Annotated in this window: 17 protein-coding genes, 2 tRNA genes, 1 riboswitch and 1 other annotated feature; of the genes, 17 read left to right on the forward strand and 2 right to left on the reverse strand. The window is 35.7% G+C overall.

Annotation, left to right across the window (positions count from 1 at the left end; translation table 11 throughout):
• Positions 1-7 precede the first annotated feature (7 nt).
• Entirely contained in the window at positions 8-1,939 is a 1,932-nt protein-coding gene (gene gyrB / locus ACA31_RS00915; protein ID WP_172793138.1) for a DNA topoisomerase (ATP-hydrolyzing) subunit B, read from the forward strand.
• A gap of 35 nt (positions 1,940-1,974) precedes the next feature.
• Positions 1,975-4,686 (forward strand): DNA gyrase subunit A, encoded by a 2,712-nt coding sequence (gyrA, locus tag ACA31_RS00920; protein WP_057511515.1) that lies wholly within the window; start codon positions 1,975-1,977, stop codon positions 4,684-4,686.
• 340 nt (positions 4,687-5,026) lie between these two features.
• Here gyrA and ACA31_RS00925 read toward each other — a convergent pair whose 3' ends face one another.
• Positions 5,027-5,839: an NAD(P)H-hydrate dehydratase gene (locus ACA31_RS00925; RefSeq protein ID WP_057511516.1), complete on the reverse strand. Its 813-nt coding sequence runs from the start codon at positions 5,837-5,839 to the stop codon at positions 5,027-5,029.
• Positions 5,840-6,243: 404 nt separating this feature from the next.
• Between ACA31_RS00925 and hutH the strand changes: the two genes are divergently transcribed.
• The 10 genes from hutH (at position 6,244) to ACA31_RS00975 (ending at position 18,618) form a co-directional block, all read left to right on the forward strand.
• The gene (gene hutH / locus ACA31_RS00930) at positions 6,244-7,752 is read left to right on the forward strand and encodes a histidine ammonia-lyase (RefSeq protein WP_057511517.1); all 1,509 of its coding nucleotides are present in this window, start codon (positions 6,244-6,246) and stop codon (positions 7,750-7,752) included.
• Positions 7,753-7,821: 69 nt separating this feature from the next.
• Positions 7,822-8,010: a binding site (T-box leader), on the forward strand.
• 67 nt (positions 8,011-8,077) lie between these two features.
• Entirely contained in the window at positions 8,078-9,361 is a 1,284-nt protein-coding gene (gene serS, locus ACA31_RS00935) for a serine--tRNA ligase (RefSeq protein WP_057511518.1), read from the forward strand.
• Between the two features lie 328 nt (positions 9,362-9,689).
• Positions 9,690-10,385 (forward strand): AzlC family ABC transporter permease, encoded by a 696-nt coding sequence (locus ACA31_RS00940; protein ID WP_057511519.1) that lies wholly within the window; start codon positions 9,690-9,692, stop codon positions 10,383-10,385.
• Positions 10,382-10,711, forward strand: a complete 330-nt coding sequence (locus ACA31_RS00945; protein ID WP_057511520.1) for an AzlD domain-containing protein — start codon at positions 10,382-10,384, stop codon at positions 10,709-10,711. The genes ACA31_RS00940 and ACA31_RS00945 overlap by 4 nt, the downstream gene beginning before the upstream one ends.
• 127 nt (positions 10,712-10,838) lie before the next feature.
• Positions 10,839-10,939, forward strand: a riboswitch (SAM riboswitch).
• A 59-nt stretch (positions 10,940-10,998) separates the two neighbouring features.
• Positions 10,999-11,967, forward strand: a complete 969-nt coding sequence (gene metX, locus ACA31_RS00950) for a homoserine O-acetyltransferase MetX (RefSeq protein ID WP_057511521.1) — start codon at positions 10,999-11,001, stop codon at positions 11,965-11,967.
• Between the two features lie 306 nt (positions 11,968-12,273).
• Positions 12,274-13,185 (forward strand): DUF2232 domain-containing protein, encoded by a 912-nt coding sequence (locus ACA31_RS00955; RefSeq protein WP_057511522.1) that lies wholly within the window; start codon positions 12,274-12,276, stop codon positions 13,183-13,185.
• A gap of 14 nt (positions 13,186-13,199) precedes the next feature.
• On the forward strand, positions 13,200-15,167 hold the full coding sequence (locus ACA31_RS00960; RefSeq protein WP_057511523.1) for a DHH family phosphoesterase: 1,968 nt from the start codon (positions 13,200-13,202) through the stop codon (positions 15,165-15,167).
• Complete coding sequence (gene rplI / locus ACA31_RS00965; protein WP_057511524.1) at positions 15,164-15,610, forward strand: 50S ribosomal protein L9; 447 nt, start codon at positions 15,164-15,166, stop codon at positions 15,608-15,610. Before ACA31_RS00960 ends, rplI begins: the two co-directional genes overlap by 4 nt.
• Positions 15,611-15,640: 30 nt before the next feature.
• Positions 15,641-17,044, forward strand: coding sequence for a replicative DNA helicase (gene dnaB, locus ACA31_RS00970; protein ID WP_057511525.1), 1,404 nt, complete (start codon positions 15,641-15,643; stop codon positions 17,042-17,044).
• Between the two features lie 290 nt (positions 17,045-17,334).
• A complete protein-coding gene (locus tag ACA31_RS00975; protein ID WP_057511526.1) occupies positions 17,335-18,618 on the forward strand; it encodes an adenylosuccinate synthase in 1,284 nt (427 codons plus the stop codon).
• A 108-nt stretch (positions 18,619-18,726) separates the two neighbouring features.
• Here ACA31_RS00975 and ACA31_RS00980 read toward each other — a convergent pair whose 3' ends face one another.
• Complete coding sequence (locus ACA31_RS00980) at positions 18,727-19,941, reverse strand: macrolide family glycosyltransferase (RefSeq protein WP_057511527.1); 1,215 nt, start codon at positions 19,939-19,941, stop codon at positions 18,727-18,729.
• A 283-nt stretch (positions 19,942-20,224) separates the two neighbouring features.
• Between ACA31_RS00980 and ACA31_RS00985 the strand changes: the two genes are divergently transcribed.
• The 5 genes from ACA31_RS00985 (at position 20,225) to yycF (ending at position 23,973) form a co-directional block, all read left to right on the forward strand.
• A tRNA-Glu gene (locus tag ACA31_RS00985) sits at positions 20,225-20,299 on the forward strand.
• A 7-nt stretch (positions 20,300-20,306) separates the two neighbouring features.
• Positions 20,307-20,379, forward strand: a tRNA-Asp gene (locus ACA31_RS00990).
• 233 nt (positions 20,380-20,612) lie between these two features.
• The gene (locus ACA31_RS00995) at positions 20,613-21,074 is read left to right on the forward strand and encodes a MarR family winged helix-turn-helix transcriptional regulator (RefSeq protein WP_057511528.1); all 462 of its coding nucleotides are present in this window, start codon (positions 20,613-20,615) and stop codon (positions 21,072-21,074) included.
• A 364-nt stretch (positions 21,075-21,438) separates the two neighbouring features.
• Positions 21,439-22,845 (forward strand): DHA2 family efflux MFS transporter permease subunit, encoded by a 1,407-nt coding sequence (locus tag ACA31_RS01000; protein ID WP_057511529.1) that lies wholly within the window; start codon positions 21,439-21,441, stop codon positions 22,843-22,845.
• A gap of 426 nt (positions 22,846-23,271) precedes the next feature.
• The gene (yycF, locus tag ACA31_RS01005; RefSeq protein ID WP_002506236.1) at positions 23,272-23,973 is read left to right on the forward strand and encodes a response regulator YycF; all 702 of its coding nucleotides are present in this window, start codon (positions 23,272-23,274) and stop codon (positions 23,971-23,973) included.
• Positions 23,974-23,981 lie beyond the last annotated feature (8 nt).

Genomic DNA, 23,981 nt, shown 5'->3' on the forward strand with positions numbered 1-23,981 from the left:
AGTGAAGGTGGAAGCATTGTCAGATGTGAACAACACGGAAGATTATGGTGCTGGTCAGATTCAAGTATTAGAAGGTCTAGAAGCGGTTCGTAAACGACCAGGTATGTATATAGGGTCAACTTCAGCAAGAGGTTTGCATCATCTTGTATGGGAAATCGTTGATAATAGTATCGATGAGGCACTTGCTGGATATGCCGACGACGTTGAAATTGTTATAGAAAAAGATAATTGGATAAAAGTTACTGATAATGGACGAGGAATTCCAGTAGGTATTCAAGAAAAAATGGGACGTCCAGCTGTAGAAGTTATTTTGACAGTGCTTCATGCTGGCGGTAAATTCGGCGGCGGCGGATATAAAGTATCTGGTGGCTTACATGGTGTAGGTTCATCCGTAGTTAACGCGTTGTCTGAAGATCTTGAAGTATACGTTTATAAAGATTACAAAATATATCATCAAGCGTATAAAAAAGGGGCACCACAATTCGACTTGAAAGTTATTGGAGAAACTGAGGAAGCCACTGGGACGGTAATTCGTTTTAAAGCGGATTCTGAAATATTCACTGAAACTACAGAATATCACTATGAAACATTACAACAACGTACAAGAGAGCTTGCTTTCTTGAATAAAGGTATTTCAATTACGTTAAGAGATGAACGTGAAGAGGAAGTTAGAGAAGATTCTTATCGCTATGAAGGCGGTATTAAATCTTATGTAGAAATGTTGAATGAAACGAAAGAACCACTTCATGATGAACCGATTTACGTGCATGAATCAAAAGATGATATTGAAGTTGAAATCGCATTACAGTATAACAAGGGTTACGCAACTAACTTATTAACATATGCGAATAACATCCACACATACGAAGGTGGTACACATGAAGAAGGATTTAAACGTGCGCTTTCTCGTGTGCTAAACAGCTATGGTATAAACAGTAAAATAATCAAAGAAGATAAAGAACGACTTTCAGGTGAGGATACACGTGAAGGTTTAACAGCGGTCGTCTCTATCAAACATAGCGACCCACAATTTGAGGGACAAACTAAGACGAAACTTGGTAACACAGAAGTGCGTCAAGTTGTTGATAAATTATTCGCTGAACTATTTGAAAGATTCTTATACGAAAATCCACAAGTCGGACGTATTGTCGTTGAGAAAAGTATTATGGCATCGCATGCACGTCTTGCAGCTAAAAAAGCACGTGAAGTTACACGCCGTAAATCTGCTTTAGAAATCTCAAGTCTACCGGGTAAACTTGCAGACTGTTCTAGTAAAGATCCATCGCGAAGTGAAATCTTTATCGTCGAGGGTGACTCTGCCGGAGGGTCTACAAAATCAGGCCGTGATTCAGAGACACAAGCGATTTTACCATTACGTGGTAAGATTTTAAACGTTGAAAAAGCACGATTAGATAGAATACTAAACAACAATGAAATTCGTTCAATGATTACTGCTTTTGGTACAGGAATTGGCGGAGAATTTGATTTGAGTAAAGCACGTTATCACAAGATTGTCCTTATGACAGATGCCGATGTCGATGGCGCGCACATTAGAACATTGTTATTAACATTCTTCTATCGCTTTATGAGACCATTATTAGAAGCGGGATACGTATATATTGCGCAACCACCACTTTTCAAATTGACACAAGGTAAACAAAAATATTACGTGTTTAACGAACGTGAATTAGATAAGCTTAAAGAAGAACTAGACCCAAGTCCAAAATGGTCAATTTCACGTTACAAAGGTCTTGGTGAAATGAATGCGGATCAGTTGTGGGAAACTACAATGAATCCTGAACACAGAGCATTACTGCAAGTATCACTAGATGATGCTATAGAAGCAGACCAAGTATTTGAAATGTTGATGGGCGATGTTGTTGAGAATCGTAGACAGTTTATTGAAGATAACGCAGTCTATGCGAACTTAGATTTCTAATACAATGAACTGAATTTTTGAAGGAGGATATCTTGATGGCTGAACTACCTGAATCAAGAATTAATGAACGAAATATAACCAATGAAATGCGCGAATCGTTCTTGGATTATGCGATGAGCGTTATTGTCTCACGTGCTTTGCCAGACGTTAGAGATGGATTAAAACCAGTACATCGACGTATATTATACGGATTACATGAACAAGGTATGACACCTGACAAATCATATAAAAAATCTGCACGTATCGTTGGGGACGTAATGGGTAAATATCACCCACATGGTGACTCATCGATTTATGAAGCAATGGTAAGAATGGCACAGGACTTCAGCTATCGATATCCTTTAATTGATGGTCAAGGTAACTTTGGTTCAATGGATGGCGATGGCGCTGCTGCGATGCGTTATACAGAAGCACGTATGTCTAAAATCACGCTTGAAATGTTGAGAGACCTTAACAAAAATACAATTGATTTCATAGATAACTATGATGGTAATGAAAGAGAGCCGTCAGTCTTACCATCAAGGTTCCCGAACTTATTAGTTAATGGTGCTTCGGGTATCGCTGTTGGTATGGCTACTAATATTCCACCGCATAACTTAACAGAAGTTATTAACGGCGTATTAAGCTTAAGTTACAATCCTGACATCACTATTTCTGAATTAATGGAAGATGTCCAAGGGCCTGATTTCCCTACAGGTGCTTTAATTCTAGGTAAAAGTGGCATCCGTCGTGCATTTGAAACTGGACGTGGTTCAGTTATAATGCGTTCTCGTGCTGAAATAGAAGAGCGCGGTGGCGGACGTCAGCGTATCGTAGTGACTGAAGTACCTTATCAAGTCAATAAAGCACGTATGATAGAAAAAATCGCTGAATTAGCTCGTGATAAAAAAATAGAAGGTATTACAGATTTACGTGATGAAACAAGTTTACGTACAGGTGTACGTGTCGTAATTGATGTCCGTAAAGACGCAAACGCGAGTGTTGTTTTAAATAACTTGTATAAACAAACACCCTTACAAACGTCATTTGGTGTGAACATGATTGCATTGGTAAATGGTAGACCGAAACTTATCACGCTTAAAGAAGCATTGGTTGAATACTTAGATCACCAAAAAATAGTTGTAAGAAGACGTACTGAATACAACTTGAAAAAAGCGTTAGACCGTGCACATATTTTAGAAGGTTTAAGAATTGCACTGGATCATATTGATGAAATTATTAGAGTGATACGTGAATCAGATAACGACAAAATTGCGATGGCAAGCTTGCAAGAACAATTTAAGTTAACTGAACGACAAGCTCAAGCGATATTAGATATGCGTTTAAGACGTTTAACTGGTTTAGAACGCGATAAGATTGAATCAGAATACAATGATTTAATTGCTTATATTGAAGAGTTAAAAGCAATTCTTGCAGACGAAGAAAAGCTTTTACAAATCGTGCGTGATGAACTGATTGATGTTCGTGAGCGTTTTGGTGATGAACGTAAGACTGAAATTCAGCTTGGTGGTCTTGATAATATTGAAGATGAAGACTTAATCCCTGAAGAACAAATTGTTATTACATTAAGTCATAATAACTATATTAAACGCCTACCTGTTTCAACATATAGATCACAACATCGTGGTGGTCGTGGTGTACAAGGTATGAATACGCTTGAAGAAGACTTCGTTAGCCAACTTGTAACGTTAAGTACACATGATCACGTTTTATTCTTTACGAATAAAGGCCGTGTTTATAAACTCAAAGGTTACGAAGTTCCAGAGCTCTCACGTCAGTCTAAAGGTATTCCAGTAGTCAATGCCATAGAGCTAGATAGTGATGAATCAATCAGTACAATGATTGCGGTGAAAGATTTAGAAAGTGAAGAAAATTACCTTGTATTTGCAACGCTAAAAGGTAGAGTTAAACGTTCTGCGTTAAGTAATTTCTCACACATAAATAGAAACGGTAAGATTGCTATAAACTTTAAAGAGGATGATGAGCTGATTGCAGTACGTCTCACAGATGGAGAAACTGACATTCTTATTGGTACTGCGCATGCGTCATTAATTCGTTTTCATGAAACTGCATTACGTCCACTTGGTCGTACGGCAGCAGGTGTGAAAGGTATTACACTTAGAGAAGGCGATAAAGTTGTCGGTTTAGATGTTACTAAAGCGGAACAAGATGATGAAATCCTAGTAGTTACTGAAAATGGTTACGGTAAACGTACACCTGTAGGAGATTACAGATTATCAAACCGTGGTGGTAAAGGTATTAAGACCGCTACGATTACTGAGCGTAATGGTAACATTGTTTGTATAACATCAGTCACAGGAGAAGAAGACTTGATGGTTGTAACAAATTCTGGTGTTATTATTCGTATCGATGTAGATGATATTTCACAAAATGGACGTGCAGCTCAAGGTGTGAGACTAATCAAATTAGATGATAATCATTTTGTATCTACTGTAGCTATAGTAGACGAAGAAGAGGAAGAAGAAGTTGAAGCAACTGAAGAATCTGAAACAAATGAATCAGGTTTAACAAATGCTCAAATAACAGATTCTGAATCACAAGATGCGTCATCAAATAATGAAGCAGTTGTAGAAGATAACACACCAGGTAATGGTATCCATACAGAAGTTGAAGATGACAACTCCGAAGAAGATGGCCGTAAAGAAGTAAGAGAAGACTTTATGGATCGTGTTAACGAAGATATCGATAATGCAGATAGTAATGATAGCGATGACAACGAAGAATAATTTTTAATTAAAGTTGAACAAGCATATAAAAAGACCTACCTTCTTGAGGTAGGTCTTTAACTGTCGATAAAGAATGTGACTTTATTGGCAGTTTTTTGTGCGCGCTTTCCGCAAGCAGAACCTCATCCTGTAGTCTTTGGTTAATACTTTACTCACTAGTCAGGAGTCGTCCAAAGCACTGCATGATTCAAATAAACATTGCTATCAATCTTTAATTGAATCAATGAAATCATCACATAAAGTCAGAAAAATGTATGTTTTAGGTATAAAAAACAAACCAAACGCTAAAAGTGACGTTTGGTTTGTTTGCGTGTTAATCACTATCTCATATAGACCGTTATCAGCTTTCTAATGATTTCATTACATGCGGGATTTCGCTAATAAGTCTTGATGGTGGGACGACATACATTTTCTCTGCTAACTGTTCACCAATGAAGCTATGTGCGTATGTTGCACTTGTGACAGCTTCCTGAGTGTCATCAAACTGCCCGACGAAACTCGTAATCATTCCAGCTAGGGTATCACCCATGCCTCCGGTTGCCATAGCAGGCGTACCTATGGGTAATTTATACGCTTTATCTTTGAAATAAATTTCCGTACCATGCATTTTTAGCACAATGGTTGCTCCGATACGGTCTACAGCTTCACGATTACGTTCATATGTTTGTTCCTCAATTGGAATACCGCTTAAACGTTCCCATTCTTTTTGATGCGGTGTGAAAATGACATGGCAAGTAGGTATTTCAGGTTTCAATTTACTGAAAATCGTAATAGCATCACCATCTACAATTAGTGTTTGATGTGGTTGAATATTTTGTAGTAAGAATGTGATTGCATTATTACCTTTAAAATCACAACCTAATCCAGGGCCGATTAAGATACAATCTGTGTTTTCAATCATTTTTGTTAACATTTTTGTATCATTAATATCAATGACCATTGCTTCTGGACAACGAGAATGTAATGCAGCATGATTCGTTGGATGTGTAGCTACTGTTATTAGCCCACTGCCACTATAAACACATGCACGTGCTGCAAGCATGATTGCGCCACCTAAGTTTACATTACCCCCAATTAAAAGGATTCTGCCATAATCACCTTTATGTGTATCATCTTCACGTTTAGGAATGCTTACCGATGATAAAGTTTCCATATTGAAACCTCCTTTTAAAATTCATGATAATTTAACGATATTGATTTCTGAATAATATGCGTAAAAGTCAGACTTTAAAATTACAAAAGTAATTATAAATCCACTTTAGAAACTTCAATTATGCGTGCAAAATATTGATATCTATTGAAGTATTTTTGTTTTCGAATTTTTTTAGCTATTTTTAAATACAATAGAAAATATTAAACCCGCAATGCAATTAAGTCAATAGGGAAACCTGTTAAGAAATTTTTAACTTTTCTAAAATGAAAAGAGATGCTTCTTTACCCTATTAAAACAGTGATTTGATACCATGTTACGGATGTGCCAAAAGCTATTGTTCTACTGAAAATGTAAGCGTATACTCTAATTAATTGAATTAAATTCATAAGCGAGGAGATGGAGAAATGACATTACAATTAAATGGAGAAATGCTTACAATTGAAGATATTAAGGAATTTTTATACGAGAAAGATACGGTGGAAGTGACTGAAGAAGCTTTTGAACGGGTCAAGCATAGCCGTAAAACAGTAGAGAATATTATAGCGAATAAAGAAACGATCTATGGTATTACAACAGGTTTTGGCTTGTTTAGTGATGTGCGTATTGATGAAGGGGAATATAAGCAATTACAAGTTAATCTTATCCGCTCGCATGCATGTGGTATGGGGGATCCATTTTCAGAAGAAGTGTCATTAGTGATGATGGTATTAAGATTAAACACTCTACTTAAAGGACATTCTGGTACTACAGTAGATTTGGTCGAACAGCTCGTATACTTCATTAATAATAGAATTGTTCCAGTAGTTCCACAACAAGGATCACTTGGTGCTTCTGGAGATTTAGCACCGTTATCTCACTTAGCATTGGCCTTGATTGGTGAAGGTAACGTTTTTTACCAAGGTGAAGAGGTAGACAGTCGGTATGTCTTAAGTAACTTGAAACGTAACCCACTAGAATTACAAGCAAAAGAAGGACTAGCACTAATCAACGGCACACAAGCGATGACTGCCCAGGGTGTAATTAACTATATAGAAGCAGAGAGTTTAGGCTATCAATCAGAATGGATTGCTTCACTTACACATCAAGCACTTAATGGTATTACAGATGCTTATAATGAAAAGGTACATAAAGCACGTAATTTCCAAGAACAAATTGATGTAGCTGCGCGTATGTTAGATTGGTTAGAAGGTTCTGATTTAACAACCACACAAGGTGAAGTACGCGTACAAGATGCTTATACTTTACGCTGTATCCCACAAATTCATGGCGCAAGTTTCCAAGTGTTCAATTATGTTAAAGAAAAACTAGAATTTGAAATGAATGCTGCAAATGATAACCCACTTATATTTGATGAAGATGATGAAACACTAGTGATATCGGGTGGTAATTTCCATGGACAACCGATTGCTTTTGCTTTAGATTTCTTGAAATTAGGGGTCAGCGAACTGGCTAATGTTTCAGAACGACGACTAGAAAGACTTGTGAATCCACAATTGAATAATGGCTTACCTGCCTTTTTAAGTCCACAACCAGGTTTACAAAGCGGCGCAATGATTATGCAATATGCGGCAGCAAGTTTAGTTTCAGAAAATAAGACACTTGCACATCCGGCTAGTGTGGATTCTATACCGTCGTCAGCGAACCAAGAAGACCATGTATCTATGGGAACTATTGCTTCTCGTCACGGTTATATGATGGTAGAGAATGCACGACGTGTCTTAGCGATAGAGACGATTATTGCATTACAAGCCGTAGAATATAAAGATATTGATAAGTTATCACCAAAAACGTATGAAAAATACCAAACGTTACGCCAAATCATACCTTCAATTACAGAAGATAGACAATTTCATAAAGATATCGAAGCGGTATCGCAATATTTACACGATATTGCGTATATGAATGAGATATAATAGGCATCAACACTGTCACTCTTGAAAAACATAAGGTTATTTGCTATATTTAAAACAAGTTAATAAGTTATTGTTCGTAGGCTAAGTAGTATTAATTGTTTGATTTCAGAGAACTTGTGGTTGGTGTGAACAAGTAATCAACATTAGTGTGAATCTACCTACCATTAAAAGAGCAACCGGCTTTGGCCGTTATTTATGGAGAGTGCAGTCTAATTAGACTGTTAAATAGGGTGGCAACACGTAGACCACGTCCCTTGTAAAGGGGATGTGGTCTTTTTTGTGTTATTATCCAAACATTTTTTAAAATTGAAAGGATGAATTCGACATGTTAGACATTAAATTATTCCGTAACGAACCTGATTTACTTAGAGAAAAAGTAACAAAGCGTGGTATGGATGCCCAAGTAGTTGACGATATTTTAGCATTAGATGAAAAACGTCGCCAATTAATTAGCCAAGCTGAAGAAATGAAAGCACAACGTAATAAAGTAAGTGGTGAGATTGCTCAGAAGAAACGTAATAAAGAAAATGCAGATGATGTAATTGCAGAGATGCGTAAACTTGGAGATGAAATTAAAGTCTTAGATGACGATTTAAATCAAATAGATCGAGAGCTTAATGACAAACTGTCTCGTATTCCGAATATCATTCAAGATGATGTGCCTGTAGGTGCATCAGATGAAGAAAACGTAGAACTTAAACGTTGGGGCACACCAAGAAACTTTGATTTTGAAGAAAAAGCGCATTGGGACCTTATAGAAGATTTAAAAATGGCTAACTTTGAACGTGGTGCTAAAGTATCTGGAGCAAGATTTGTCTTCTTAACTGGTGAAGGTGCACAATTAGAAAGAGCGTTAATGAACTACATGGTAACGAAACATACAACACAACATGGTTATACAGAAATGATGGTACCACAATTAGTAAATGCAGATTCAATGTATGGTACGGGTCAATTACCTAAATTTGAAGAAGATTTATTTAAAGTTGAAAAAGAAGGTCTATACACAATTCCAACGGCTGAAGTGCCATTAACGAATTATTACCGTAATGAAATTATAGGTCCAGATGTCTTACCTGCTAAATTCACAGCACAATCAGCATGTTATCGTAGTGAAGCGGGTTCAGCTGGACGTGATACAAGAGGTCTAATTCGTTTACACCAATTCGACAAAGTTGAAATGGTTCGATTTGAAAAACCAGAAGATTCTTGGGATGCACTTGAAGAAATGACAAACCATGCAGAAGCAATTTTAGAAGAACTTGTCTTACCTTATCGTCGTGTGAATCTATGTACAGGTGACATTGGATTTGGAGCTAGTAAAACATATGACTTAGAAGTTTGGTTACCAAGCTATAATGATTATAAGGAAATTAGTTCATGTTCAAATGTGACTGACTTTCAAGCGCGTCGTGCGAATATCCGTTTCAAACGTGATAAAGATGCTAAACCAGAATTAGTGCATACACTAAATGGTAGTGGGCTAGCAGTTGGACGTACATTTGCTGCAGTCGTTGAAAACTATCAAAACGCAGACGGTTCTATTACAATACCAGATGCTTTAGTTCCATATATGGGCGGTAAAACAGAGATACGTCCTGTAAAATAAGATTAAACAAGTATGTTTAAAAGAGCGCAACAAATGTCTTTGTTGCGCTCTTTTATGTGTATCAAGGTTGGGTAGGGGAGGTGTAAGGTCAAGTGAATATATAAAAATATGTAATTGACCTTACCGTTTTCATATAGAAAATAGCAGGTAAGTCTAAAATGTTTCGTAAGATTAAAAAAAGTAAAAAACGCTATTTAATCAACTTATTTAAACGGAGGGTTGTCTTCGGCCACACAAACAGCATACTAAAGTTATTGAATGAAACTCATGGTTTATATTAAACTAAAGTTATTGTTTTTAAGAATTGAAAAATGGAAGGAGTGAGATAATGGAAGCGCATATAACTTTTAAACAAGGTGTGAAAGCGTGTGTTCCTACATTATTAGGATACGCTGGGGTAGGGTTGTCTTTTGGAATTGTTGCTGTTGCCTCAGGATTTAGTTTACTTGAAATTATCTTACTCTGTTTACTCGTATATGCTGGTGCTGCACAATTCATTATTTGTGCATTAGTCATCGCCGGTACACCGATTTCTGCGATTGTGTTAACAGCATTTATCGTGAATTCCAGAATGTTTCTACTGAGTATGACACTTGCACCGAGTTATCAATCCTATAGGTTATTAAATCGAATAGGACTTTCAACACTTATTACAGATGAAACGTTTGGTGTAGCAATTACGCCACATCTTAAAGGAGAAAAAATAAACGATCGTTGGTTACATGGTTTAAATATTACAGCTTATTTGTTTTGGACGTTTGCTTGTGTTATTGGCGCTATATTTGGAAAATACATAAACAACCCAGAGACGTTAGGGTTAGATTTCGCTATTGCTGCGATGTTTATCTTTTTAGCTGTATCACAGTTTGAAGCAGTGAAACGTTCTCGTATTAAGACGTATTTTGTATTGATTATAACTGTAATCGTGATGATGCTTCTTCTAAGTCTCTTTATGCCATCTTACGTGGCAATTATTCTTGCTTCTACGATAGCAGCTGGACTTGGGGTGGTGATGGAACGATGACGACAACTACGCATATGCTTATTATTATTTTGCTTTGTGGTATTGTGACATGGTTTACACGGATTATACCGTTTTTACTTATATCTAAAATTAAATTATCTGAAAGAGTAGTAAAATGGTTGTCGTTTATACCAATCACGTTATTCACTGCTTTAGTTATTGATGGTTTGATTGAACAACAAGATGGCATGATGGGTTATAGCATTAATGTGCCGTTTCTAATTACGATGGTCCCGACAGTTGTGATTGCAGTTATCACACGTAGTTTAACAATGACAATTATAGGTGGTATTATTATTATGGCTGCATTAAGATGGGTGTTTTAATTATTTCATTGATGTAAGTTGGTTTATTCGTTAGAATAACAATAATTAGAAAATTCCGATATTTTTTAAATAAATTGATTGTTGGAACATCAATAATAGTAATGTAGTGCAATACAATTAAAATTAAATCTTATTTCGAGGAGCTAAGGGATTTGGCCCAATGATGCTTCAGCAACCGGCTGAATAAAGTACGGTGCTAAAACCAACGATATAGTCGAATGATAAGTAATTTTTAACTTCTTACTTATTGAATAGTGAGGAGTTTTTTACTAAGTAGGAGGTAAGTCATGACGAATTATACGGTGGATACATTAGAATTAGGACCATTTACAACAGAGTCAGGAGAAACAATCTCAAACTTAAAATTACGTTACGAACATGTTGGATTGAAAGGTCAACCACTTGTCGTTGTATGTCATGCTTTGACAGGAAATCACTTAACGTATGGCACAAGTGAACAACCTGGATGGTGGAGAGGGATTATTGATGGTGGTTATATGCCGATTAACGATTATCAGTTTTTAACTTTCAATGTAATTGGTAGTCCATTTGGTTCCAGTTCTGCACTTACGGATGAAGACTTTCCAGAACAACTGACTTTGCGTGATATTGTGCGTGCAATTGAATTAGGTGTTGAGCGTTTAGGCTTTGAACGTATTAATATTCTAATAGGTGGCTCTTTAGGAGGCATGCAGGCAGTAGAATTGTTATATAACCGTAAATTTGAAGTGGATAAAGCAGTTATACTTGCTGCTACACAAAGAACGTCTTCATATAGTCGTGCATTTAATGAAATTGCGAGACAAGCAATTCATTTAGATCATGAACAAGGTATGAGTATCGCAAGACAACTTGGCTTCTTAACATACCGTTCGTCTAAAAGTTATGAACACCGTTTCTCACCAGATCAAGTTGTTACATATCAAAAACACCAAGGCGATAAGTTTATGCAACACTTTAGTTATTCATGTTATTTAACACTACTTGACGTCTTAGACAGCCACGATGTGGATAGAGGGCGTGATGACGTGGACGAAGTGTTCGGTAGACTGAATACTAAAATAATGACGATGGGTTTTGCGGACGACTTACTATATCCTGATGATCTCGTTTGTGCAGTTGGGCAACGTTTCAAATACCATAAACATTTCTTTGTACCTGATAATGTAGGACATGATGGGTTTTTAGTTAATTTTAATGATTGGGCACCTAATTTATATCATTTCTTAAAGGTTTATAAGATTAAGCGTAAATGAGAGTGACTGTACGATAGCATATTAAATTTAGGATGAGAGAGCAGAATCAGAATAACCACTTGGGATATACAGGTAGACTGACTGCTACTGTATGTCCTGTTTTTATGGAAAAACGCACGAACATGTTTAGTAGGGGATGTTTCTGTATAATATAAACTGAAGTGATGAATGTTAGTTTATCTTCGAATAGTTGAATATGTAGCGTATTTTTAACTTCTATAGAAATGAGTTGGCAATAATTGTATAAAAGTTTTAAAGAGGTTAAAATAAAAGTTATAGTCAAAAATAGTATTGGGAGTGGCGAATTTGTTTTCAAAAATATATCCTAAGGCAACTATGCTTAGTATAATCACGCTAGTCGTAGTAGCTTTAGCTTTACATATATTACCACCGCTTGGTCTTGTATTAAGTTTGTTTGCGACAATTCCAGGCATTATTTTATGGCACAAGTCTGTAGAATCATTTGGTTTAACAGCAGTCGTAACAGTTGTATTAACAACTTTATTAGGTAATATATTCGTATTAAGTATCATGGTCATCGTACTCTTAGTGAGTTTCGTTATTGGCCAATTATTAAAAGAACGTACATCTAAAGAACGTATACTTTATATTACAACTACATACGTGAGTATGATCTCGTTAATTGCATTTATGGCATTACAAACATTTGATAAAATACCAACGTCAACAACGTTAATGAAACCTGTGAAAGATCAAATAAATTATTATATTACTAATGCAGGTCTTGGTTCAGATTATAAACAAATGTTTGAAGAAACGTTCCGTCAATTATCAGTTCAATTACCAAGTTATGTAATCATTGCAGTATTTATACTTATATTAATCAATTTACTAATTACTTTTCCAATTTTACGCAAGTGTAAAATTGCTACACCAATATTCAAACCATTATATGCGTGGCAAATGAAGCGTTCATTGCTATTTATGTATATGATTGTCCTGCTTTGTGTTATGTTTACTATCGAACCGAGTACGTTCCAAAGTATCGTATTAAACCTCGAAATTGTGTTATCATTATGTATGTATATTCAGGGGTTAAGTGTGATTCACTTTTTCGGAAAGGCAAAATCAATGCCGCTCACGCTTACTGTAATTTTAATGGCGATAGGGACAATTCTAATGCCACTTACACATATTGTAAGCCTCCTGGGTGTTATAGATTTATGTATTAACTTAAAACGTATCATTAAAAAATGATTTGAGGTGGAAAAATGAATCGTCAATCCACTAAAAAAGCCTTGCTTTTGCCATTTATCATAATGGCACTCACAGCAATTGCGCTTGTTGTAATATGGTTTGTTTTCAACCAAATTATGGCAGGCATCGCTGCGATTGTCTTAGTGGTTATCATTATAGGGACAGTATTTTTGGTAAGACAAGCTTTACAAAAACTAGATAGCTATGTAGATGATCTGAGTGGTCATATTTCTGAAGGTAGCAACATCGCAATTAAGAATTTACCTATTGGGATGATTATCTTAGATGAAAATGAAAACATAGAGTGGATGAACCATTTTATGTCGGAACGATTAGATCGTAATGTCATTTCCGACCCAGTTAACGAAGTATATCCTAATATCTTAAAGCAATTAGAAAAAACACAAGAAATCGAAATTAAAGAAAATGAATATCACTATCGCGTTCGATATTCTGAAAAAGAACATGTTTTATACTTCTTTGATATTACAGAAGAAATTCAAACGCAAGAATTATATGAAGAATCTAAACCGATTATTGCAACACTATTCTTAGACAACTATGATGAGATTACTCAAAATATGAACGATACACAAAGGTCAGAAATTAACTCTATGGTTACCCGTGTAATCAGTAGATGGGCGACAGAATATAGCATTTATTTCAAACGTTATAGTTCTGATCAATTTGTGGCATACTTAAATCAACGTATTTTAAAAGATATCGAAGAATCTAATTTTAGTATATTAAGTCAACTCCGTGAAAAGAGCGTCGGTTACCGTGCCCAACTTACATTAAGTATTGGTGTCGGTGAAGGTTCAGAAAATCTCGTTGATCTAGGTGAACTTTCTCAGTCAGGCCTAGATTTAGCACTCGGTCGTGGTGGCGACCAAGTAGCGATTAAGAGTATGAATGGTAATGTACGTTTCTATGGCGGTAAGACTGACCCAATGGAGAAACGCACACGTGTAAGAGCACGAGTGATTTCACATGCCTTAAAAGATATCTTGATGGAAGGCGACAAAGTCATCATTATGGGACATACACGTCCTGATTTAGACGCAATCGGTGCAGCAATTGGTGTATCTCGTTTTGCAATGATGAATAACTTGGATGCTTACATTGTATTAAATGAATCAGATATCGATCCAACGTTACGTCGTGTAATGGGTGCAGTAAATGAAAAACCAGAACTAAAAGATCGTTTCATTACTTCAGATGAAGCATGGGATATTATGACATCTAAGACAACATTAGTCATCGTAGATACGCATAAACCTGAAATGGTTATTGATGAAAATATTTTAAATAAAGCAAACCGTAAAGTCGTGATTGATCATCATAGACGTGGTGAAAGCTTTATCTCTAGTCCATTACTTATATACATGGAACCTTACGCAAGTTCGACAGCTGAACTTGTCACAGAATTACTAGAGTATCAACCGACAGAACAACGTCTGACACGTTTAGAATCAACAGTTATGTTTGCAGGTATCATCGTAGATACACGTAACTTTACATTGCGCACAGGTTCTAGAACATTTGATGCTGCAAGTTATTTACGTGCACATGGTGCCGATACGATATTGACACAGCATTTCTTGAAAGATGATCTCGATACGTATATCAATCGTACTGAGTTGATTCAAACGGTGAAACTGCAAGAGAATGGGGTAGCAATTGCCCATGGCTCTAACGACAAAATCTATCATCCTGTTACAGTTGCACAAGCTGCCGATGAACTGTTAAGTTTAGATGGTGTAGAAGCTTCATATGTAATAGCGAGAAGAGAAGATAATCTCATAGGTATGTCTGCCCGCTCGCTTGGTGCAGTCAATGTTCAATTAACGATGGAAGCACTTGGTGGTGGTGGACATTTAACAAATGCAGCGACACAAATGAAGGATGTAACTGTCGATGAAGCAATCGAAAAATTACAACAAGCTATAACAGAACAAATGAGTAGGAGTGAAAATTCATGAAAGTAATATTCACACAAGATGTAAAAGGTAAAGGCAAAAAAGGCGAAGTTAAAGACGTACCAGTAGGTTATGCAAATAACTTCTTAATTAAGAAAAATTATGCGGTGGAAGCAACACCAGGTAACTTAAAACAATTAGAACAAAAAAATAAAGCAGTTGAAGCTGAGCGTCAACAACAAATTGAAGACGCTAAACAATTAAAAGAACAATTAAGTAATATTGAAGTCGAAGTATCTGCTAAAACAGGTGAAGGCGGCAAATTATTTGGTTCAGTAAGTACAAAACAAATCACACAAGCATTACAAAAACAACATGACATTAAGATTGATAAACGTAAAATGGACTTACCAAATGGTATCCACGCATTGGGTTACACAAACGTGCCAGTTAAATTAGACAAAGAAGTCGAAGGTACAATTCGTGTACACACAGTTGAACAATAATAACGGATTGAGATATGAGGTGTAATCGTAATGGATGGAATGTATGAACAAAATCAAATGCCACACAGTAATGAGGCTGAGCAGTCTGTCTTAGGTGCCATTATCATAGATCCAGAATTGATCAACACAACTCAGGAAGTATTACTTCCTGAGTCCTTTTATAGAGGCGCGCATCAACACATCTTTAGAGCCATGATGAACCTCAACGAAGACAACAAAGATATTGACGTGGTAACAATCATGGATCAATTGTCACAAGAAGGACGATTGAATGAAGCGGGCGGTCCACAATATCTAGCTGAATTATCTAGTAATGTGCCAACCACACGTAATATTCAGTACTATACAGAAATCGTATTTAAACACGCAACCAAGCGTAAATTAATACAAACAGCTGATAGTATTGCGAATGATGGTTACAATGATGAACTGGAACTAGATATCATACTGAACGACGCTGAACGTCGTATATTAGAATTATCATCCACACGTGAAAGTGATGGATTCAAAGACATTAGAGACGTGCTTGGAGAAGTATATGAGACGGCAGAATTATTAGATCAAAACAGTGGTCAAACACCAGGTATTCCTTCAGGATATCGCGATTTAGACCAGATGACAGCAGGGTTTAACCGTAATGATTTGATTATTTTAGCTGCCCGTCCTTCTGTAGGTAAGACTGCCTTCGCGCTTAATATTGCGCAGAAAGTAGCTACAAATGAGCGTAATTATTCAGTTGGTATCTTCTCGCTTGAGATGGGCGCTGATCAATTAGCGACACGTATGATTTGTAGTTCGGGCAACGTCGATTCTAACCGTTTAAGAACAGGTGCAATGACGGAAGAAGACTGGAATCGTTTTACAATTGCAGTAGGTAAATTATCACGTACAAAGATATTTATCGATGATACACCAGGTATCCGTATTACAGATATTCGCTCAAAATGTCGACGCTTGAAACAAGAACATGGCTTAGACATGATAGTGATTGACTACCTACAATTAATTTCAGGTAGTGGTTCGCGTTTTTCAGATAACAGACAACAAGAAGTTTCTGAGATTTCTCGTACATTAAAAGCAATTGCCAGAGAACTTGAGTGCCCCGTAATCGCACTAAGTCAGTTATCACGTGGCGTTGAGCAACGTCAGGATAAACGACCAATGATGAGTGATATACGTGAATCTGGTTCGATTGAGCAAGATGCCGATATCGTTGCCTTCTTATATCGTGATGATTATTACAACCAAGGCGAAGATGAAGAGGACGATGATAACACGAACTATGAACCACAAACGAATGATGATAATGGTGATATCGAAATTATTATTGCCAAACAACGTAACGGTCCTACAGGAACTGTGAAGCTTCACTTTATGAAGCAATATAATAAGTTTACAGATATAGATTATGCTCATGCAGATATGATGGGTTAGAAAAAAAGATAAAATTAATTTTTCCGTACAATAATACAAATTTTTGTTTTATTGTACGTTTTTTGTTTGTATTTTATTCTCGATTCTTAATGTAAGTATGTATCTTTTTTAAATGTAAAATATAGTTAAAACCTTGGTGTTACTATGTTTATCGCATTTATTGCAGCGTTTGAATATTGATAGTGATTAGAAAAATGATGAAAAATCAATGTTCGATTTTTGTTTGCAATATCGTTGTGGTATTGGTAGAATACTCATTGGTTAATTGAGAAAAACTTGGAGGTGCTCATATGTCATCAATAGTAGTCGTTGGGACACAATGGGGAGACGAAGGTAAAGGTAAAATTACGGATTTTCTAGCAGAACAAGCAGATGTTATTGCACGTTTTTCAGGCGGTAATAATGCGGGTCACACAATTATATTTGGTGGAGAAACTTATAAATTGCACTTAGTACCATCTGGTATTTTTTATAAAGAAAAATTATCAGTGATTGGTAATGGTGTAGTCGTAGATCCAGTTGCACTATTAAAAGAATTAGATGCTTTAAATGAACGAGGTATTTCAACAGATAATTTACGTATTTCTAATCGTGCACAAGTTATTTTGCCTTATCACTTAAAACAAGATGAATATGAAGAAGAACGCCGTGGAGATAATAAAATTGGCACAACGAAAAAAGGTATCGGACCTGCTTACGTAGATAAAGCACAACGTATCGGTATCCGTGTGGCAGATTTGTTAGATAAAGAAACATTTGAACAATTATTAAAAAATAACATTGAATATAAAAATGATTACTTCAAAGGTATGTTCGGTAAAGCATGTCCAACTTTTGATGAAATCTTTGAAACATATTACGCTGCAGGTCAACGTATTGCACCTTTTGTAGTAGACACTGCTAAAGTATTAGATGATGCGTTTGTAGCAGAAGAAAAAGTATTATTTGAAGGTGCTCAAGGCGTTATGTTAGACCTTGATCACGGTACATATCCATATGTAACTTCAAGTAACCCAGTAGCTGGTAACGTTACTGTAGGGGGCGGTGTTGGTCCAACATTCGTATCTAAAGTCATCGGTGTATGTAAAGCATATACATCTCGTGTAGGTGATGGTCCTTTCCCAACAGAACTATTCGACGAAGATGGTCACCACATCCGTGAAGTTGGCCGTGAATACGGTACAACAACTGGTCGCCCACGTCGTATCGGTTGGTTTGACTCAGTGGTATTACGTCATTCTCGTCGTGCAAGTGGTATCACAGACTTATCAATCAACTCTATTGATGTATTGACTGGTCTTAAAGAAGTGAAAATTTGTACCGCTTATGAATTAGATGGTGTAGAAATCACTGAATATCCAGCAAACTTGAAAGACTTAAATCGTTGTAAACCAATCTTTGAAACATTACCAGGTTGGACTGAAGACATTACGAGTTGTCGTTCATTAGAAGAATTACCTTTAAATGCACGTAGATATTTAGAGCGCATTTCTGAGCTATGTGATGTGAAGATTTCAATCTTCTCAGTAGGTCCAGACCGTAATCAAACAAACTTATTAAAATCTTTATGGTAGGAAAATAATACCACGTTAGGCTTTCAGTCTAATTATGAAAAAATACCTTGTAGCGTTCACCATTAAAGGTGCATCTACAAGGTATTTTTATTTATAAATAATTGTTATTTAATTGAATTGGCAAATTTTATTGCGAAAAGCGAGTATTTGGTCTACTGCATATGCATAACCCGCTTTGTCGAGAGGTTGCACGTTTTTTACTTTTTCGATATGTCGTTGATAATGCACTTGATTTTTTAACATTTCTGATACAGCACAGCTTAATTGTTCAGGCGTAACGGTCTCAGCATCAATATAATGACCTACATTTAAGTCTGTAATCTGTTTGGCTACGACAGGTTGGTCTGCACTCTGTGGGAAGGCTAGCATTGGTACATTCATCATCATAGCCTCGTTAGTACTATTCATGCCTGCATGCGTTAAGAATAACGCTGTATATTGTAATAACTCAGTTTGTGGAACATAGCTTTTAATTATAAAATTGTCCGGTACCTCATCGAAATCTTTGAGATGATTTGTTTCACCAATAGAAACTACGACCGACGCATTGACGTTTGCTAATGCTTTAAAGCATTTATTAAAAAAAGCGATATTTTGATTAAAAATAGTCCCTAAAGAAATATAAATGATTGGTCGTGTTTGGTCTATGTCATCCATAAATCCAGAAGGTTGCGGTTGAATAACTGAAGGACCAGTAAAGACAAAACGTTGAGCATCAAACAGGTCATAATTCATTTGGAAACCTTTCATTACATAACATAAATTGAAATCTCCTGGATTATTCATTACTTCAAAGCGAGAAGGTACATCTACACTATATGTAGATTCAATATGTTGTTTCAATTCATTAAATGTTTCATCTGCTTGTTTAATTTCATTGGCATCGACCATTGTTGTTAATTTTTCTATAAATGCATCAAAACTTTGTTTACTATGCGCAAATGATGTAATAGAAGATATGGAAGGAATATTTAATTTTTGCGCAATGATATGACCGCAACTAAACATAGAATCGTGAATCATATAATCGTAATGCTCATCTTTTGTTTCTTCTAAAATTTGAGGTAAGATAATATCTGCAGTTTTTAATAAACCATTAATCACATTATATAAATGATGTCCACCATAAGATCTAAAATGATCGAAGATAGCTTCGGTATGTAATGTGCGGACTTCTACACCTGTACCAGTTAATTTATCTTTATATTGATCGCATATATAATAAACAACGTTTTCTCCACGCTCAACGAGTTCTTTACATACTGCAATAGTAGGGTTAAAATGTCCGGGTGATCCTGAGTTGATAAATAATACATTTGCCAAAGGTAAGCCTCCTAATATATTTTATTACATAAGTTTAGCAAAAGTTTTGAAAACAAAAAAGATTTTAATTTTAATAACCTATTTTAAAATTAAAATCTTTGTGCGCACTTGAATGAATTTAAAGTTTTTTGTGTTTTCATTAATGACTTTATAACAGTTTTTCAAAATAAATCTTAAAATGCTCACTTTATACAATTAATATAGAAAATTATACTAATAAAATTAAAAAAAGAGCTTGTCTTCCTTGTTGAGACTTGGTATAATTTAACTTGTGCTTAAGACAGGCTCCTTGGTCAAGCGGTTAAGACACCGCCCTTTCACGGCGGTAACACGGGTTCGAGTCCCGTAGGAGTCACCATTTTTTAGGTCTCGTAGTGTAGCGGTTAACACGCCTGCCTGTCACGCAGGAGATCGCGGGTTCGATTCCCGTCGAGACCGTATAATGCCCATCCAATAGGATGGGCATTTTTTAATATCATTTTTTATACATGCGGGATATTGTATAGAAGTTTTAAAATGAGCTTAATTTGAATTTGATAAAAAAATTGCTTATGATAATTAAGTATACGATAGATGAATTACAATTTTATCAGGAATGCAATTTGAAGTTGCAGTGGCGATGGTCATTTATTGATATAGTATTTTATGAAATAAATATGAGGAGTGTAAGTATGGCAAATGATAAAAGTATAGAGGGATTGGATCTCATAGATTTAATTAGTGAACGTCACAGTGCGCTTAGACAAACATTAGAAACCACAACTTCAGAGCAAATAGAAGATGTTCACTTCAGTAGCTCAGAATGGTATCTGATTGATAAAATCAATTATGAGAAACCAACTTTTGCCGAAATCACTAGAAAAATCCACCTTACACGCCAAGCTATACACAAAGCAATCAAACAATTAGAACACAAAGGTGTCGTTCAAGTTGAAGCCGTTCCTAATAATAAAAAAGAAAAATGTGTAAACTTAACTGCATTAGGTCTGCAGTGTTTTGAACAATATGTAGATCATAAATTACAATTCGTCGGGCATATAGAAACAATAATTGGTAGTACACAATTAGAGCAACTTAAACAAGTACTACAGCAAGATTGGCATTTAGAAGATTTTAAAATAAATACTAAATAGCTACTTAAGTATCAGACAATAAAATTAATTGTTTGATGCTTAATTTTTCGTAAAGAAATTTGTCAACTAGGTTGACATTAATCAACGTGATTTGGTACAGTAAGAAAGTTCATATTGAGCGGACGATGTTGACTATCATCATGATTTATATTATTGCCTGGGTGGTATTAAAACGATGTTCAACTTATATAGACTAAAAGAAATGTAAATACAGGAATAAGTAGTAAAGCGTGGAGATGAATTTAATAAAAATGAGCGACAAAGCAGGATTGATTTATACTTGAATATGTACTTCAAGGCAGCACTCACTTTATATCTCTTAATTATACTTATACTTCGTTTACCATAAAAAGGAGTATATCAAATGGCAACACAAGTAATAGTGAAAAATCCAAAAATGTACGCACTCGTGCTAATGATTGGCGGATTTATGGGTCTATTTAGTGAAACAGCATTAAATATGGCTTTAACAGATATCATGGCTGACTTTCAAGTTTCAGCAGCAACTGTACAATGGTTAACAACAGGTTATTTACTCGTCATGGCTTGTTTAGTTCCTGCATCTTCGTATTTAACTAAATGGTTTAATACAAATCCATTAGTCATTACGGGCATATTATTATCTTTATTAGGTGTCCTAGTTGGTGCACTAGCACCTAATTTTGGTTTGTTATTATTAGGACGTACTGTTCAAGCATTAGGTACAGGTATTTTGTTCCCCATTATGGTGACTGTACTAATGTTAATCTTCCCAATTGAAAAACGCGGCGCAGTCATGGGCATTATGGGTCTTGTGATCACAGCAGGACCAGCACTCGGGCCGACGTTATCAGGCGTTATTATTTCAGCATCAAGTTGGCACTTTATCTTCTGGATTAGCGCAATTTTATACATTGTCGTATTATTGATGGCTTTGTCACATGTTGAAAATGTTGGAGAAATTACGAAACCTAGGATAGATATTATATCAATTTTCTTATCGACGATTGGTTTTGCAGGTCTTATCTTTGCACTAAGTTCAATGGCAGAAGCGTCATTTACAAATGTAATCGTTTGGTTGCCATTACTAATTGGTGTCATTGGATTAGCAATCTTTATCGTTCGTCAGTTTAAAATTGATTCACCGATGCTTAACCTAAGTGTATTTAAGTACCCAATGTTTATCATAGGTGCCACGATGGTATTCATAACGATTTTATGTGTATTGTCTATAGGGATTTTATTACCACTCTATTTAAAAGGTGCGTTATTATTTAGTTCTGTTGTAGCTGGTTTAATCTTATTACCAGGTAACGCAGTGAACTTAGTATTGTCGCCAGTTATAGGATCACTATTTGATCGCTTCGGTGCGAGATACTTTGGTATTATAGGCTTCTTGCTTATGTTTATTGCGGCAATCTCATTTGCATTTATGATTTCAGCATCTACACCTGTATGGGCAATCATACTCGCATTCATTGTGCTATTCTTTGGTATATCCATGGTCATGATGCCAGCACAAACAAATGCTTTAAATCAGTTGCCACATCATCTTTATGCAGATGGTTCAGCTACGATTACAACATTAATTCAAGTAGGTGGTTCTGCCGGCACAGCGATTGCCATTACAATTTATACTACGGCAATGAAATCATTCGGTTCAACTAACCCGAATGCGGCACAAGAAGTCATACTTGCACATGGCATTCAATATACCTTCTTCTTTATAGTAGGTTTAACAATAATTGGATTTATACTGTCTTTATTTGTTAAGAAAACAAAAACGGTATAAAAAATGATAAGTGATACATATAAATAAGCGACGCGTACATGTAGAAATTACAGCAAATGAACCATTATCCGCTGTAACATGAACACATGACCCGTTACTTCATATATGTATCACTTTTTTGATTTTGTATGGATAATGCAAGCGCATATTATAGGCTTCTTAAAAAGAAGGTTAAATGTAGGATATATATGGTCTATAAACAAGAAATTCGATTGATATGCTGATATTGTTTACACTTGATACATCTATGATTTAGCGATAAGTACCCATTTAATACGAATAATGTTATAATTTTACAATATACAAATATAATTTTCTATTTAGAAAATAGAATTAATATGACATAAATGGTAAATTATACTAGAGAGAAAGACGTAGAAATTTTTAAAATGAACGTACTACAATTTAGAAATGAGGTTTATAAATATGGCTAGAAAAGTTGTTGTAGTCGATGATGAAAAACCAATTGCTGATATTTTAGAATTTAACTTAAAAAAAGAAGGTTATGAAGTCTTTTGTGCCTACGATGGTGACGATGCAGTTGATTTAATATATGAAGAAGAACCAGACATCGTATTATTAGACATTATGCTACCAGGACGTGACGGCATGGAAGTATGTCGTGAAGTACGTAAAAAATTCGAAATGCCGATTATTATGCTTACAGCAAAAGACTCAGAAATTGATAAAGTTTTAGGTCTTGAACTCGGTGCCGATGATTATGTCACGAAACCATTTAGTACACGCGAATTAATCGCACGTGTGAAAGCAAACTTACGTCGTCATTATTCACAGCCAGCACAAGAAGTGGATAATGCATCCAATGAAATTTCTATTAAAGACATTGTTATTTATCCAGACGCATACTCTATCAAAAAACGTGGCGGAGAAATTGACTTAACACACCGTGAGTTCGAATTATTCCATTACTTATCTAAACATATGGGTCAAGTAATGACACGTGAACATTTATTACAAACTGTTTGGGGTTATGACTATTTTGGTGACGTGCGTACAGTAGACGTAACAATTCGACGCTTACGTGAAAAAATTGAGGATGATCCATCTCATCCAGAATACATTGTGACTCGTCGTGGCGTTGGATATTTCCTCCAACAACATGACTAGGGGACGCT

This window comes from Staphylococcus sp. NAM3COL9 (assembly GCF_001431205.1).
GTDB lineage: Bacteria > Bacillota > Bacilli > Staphylococcales > Staphylococcaceae > Staphylococcus.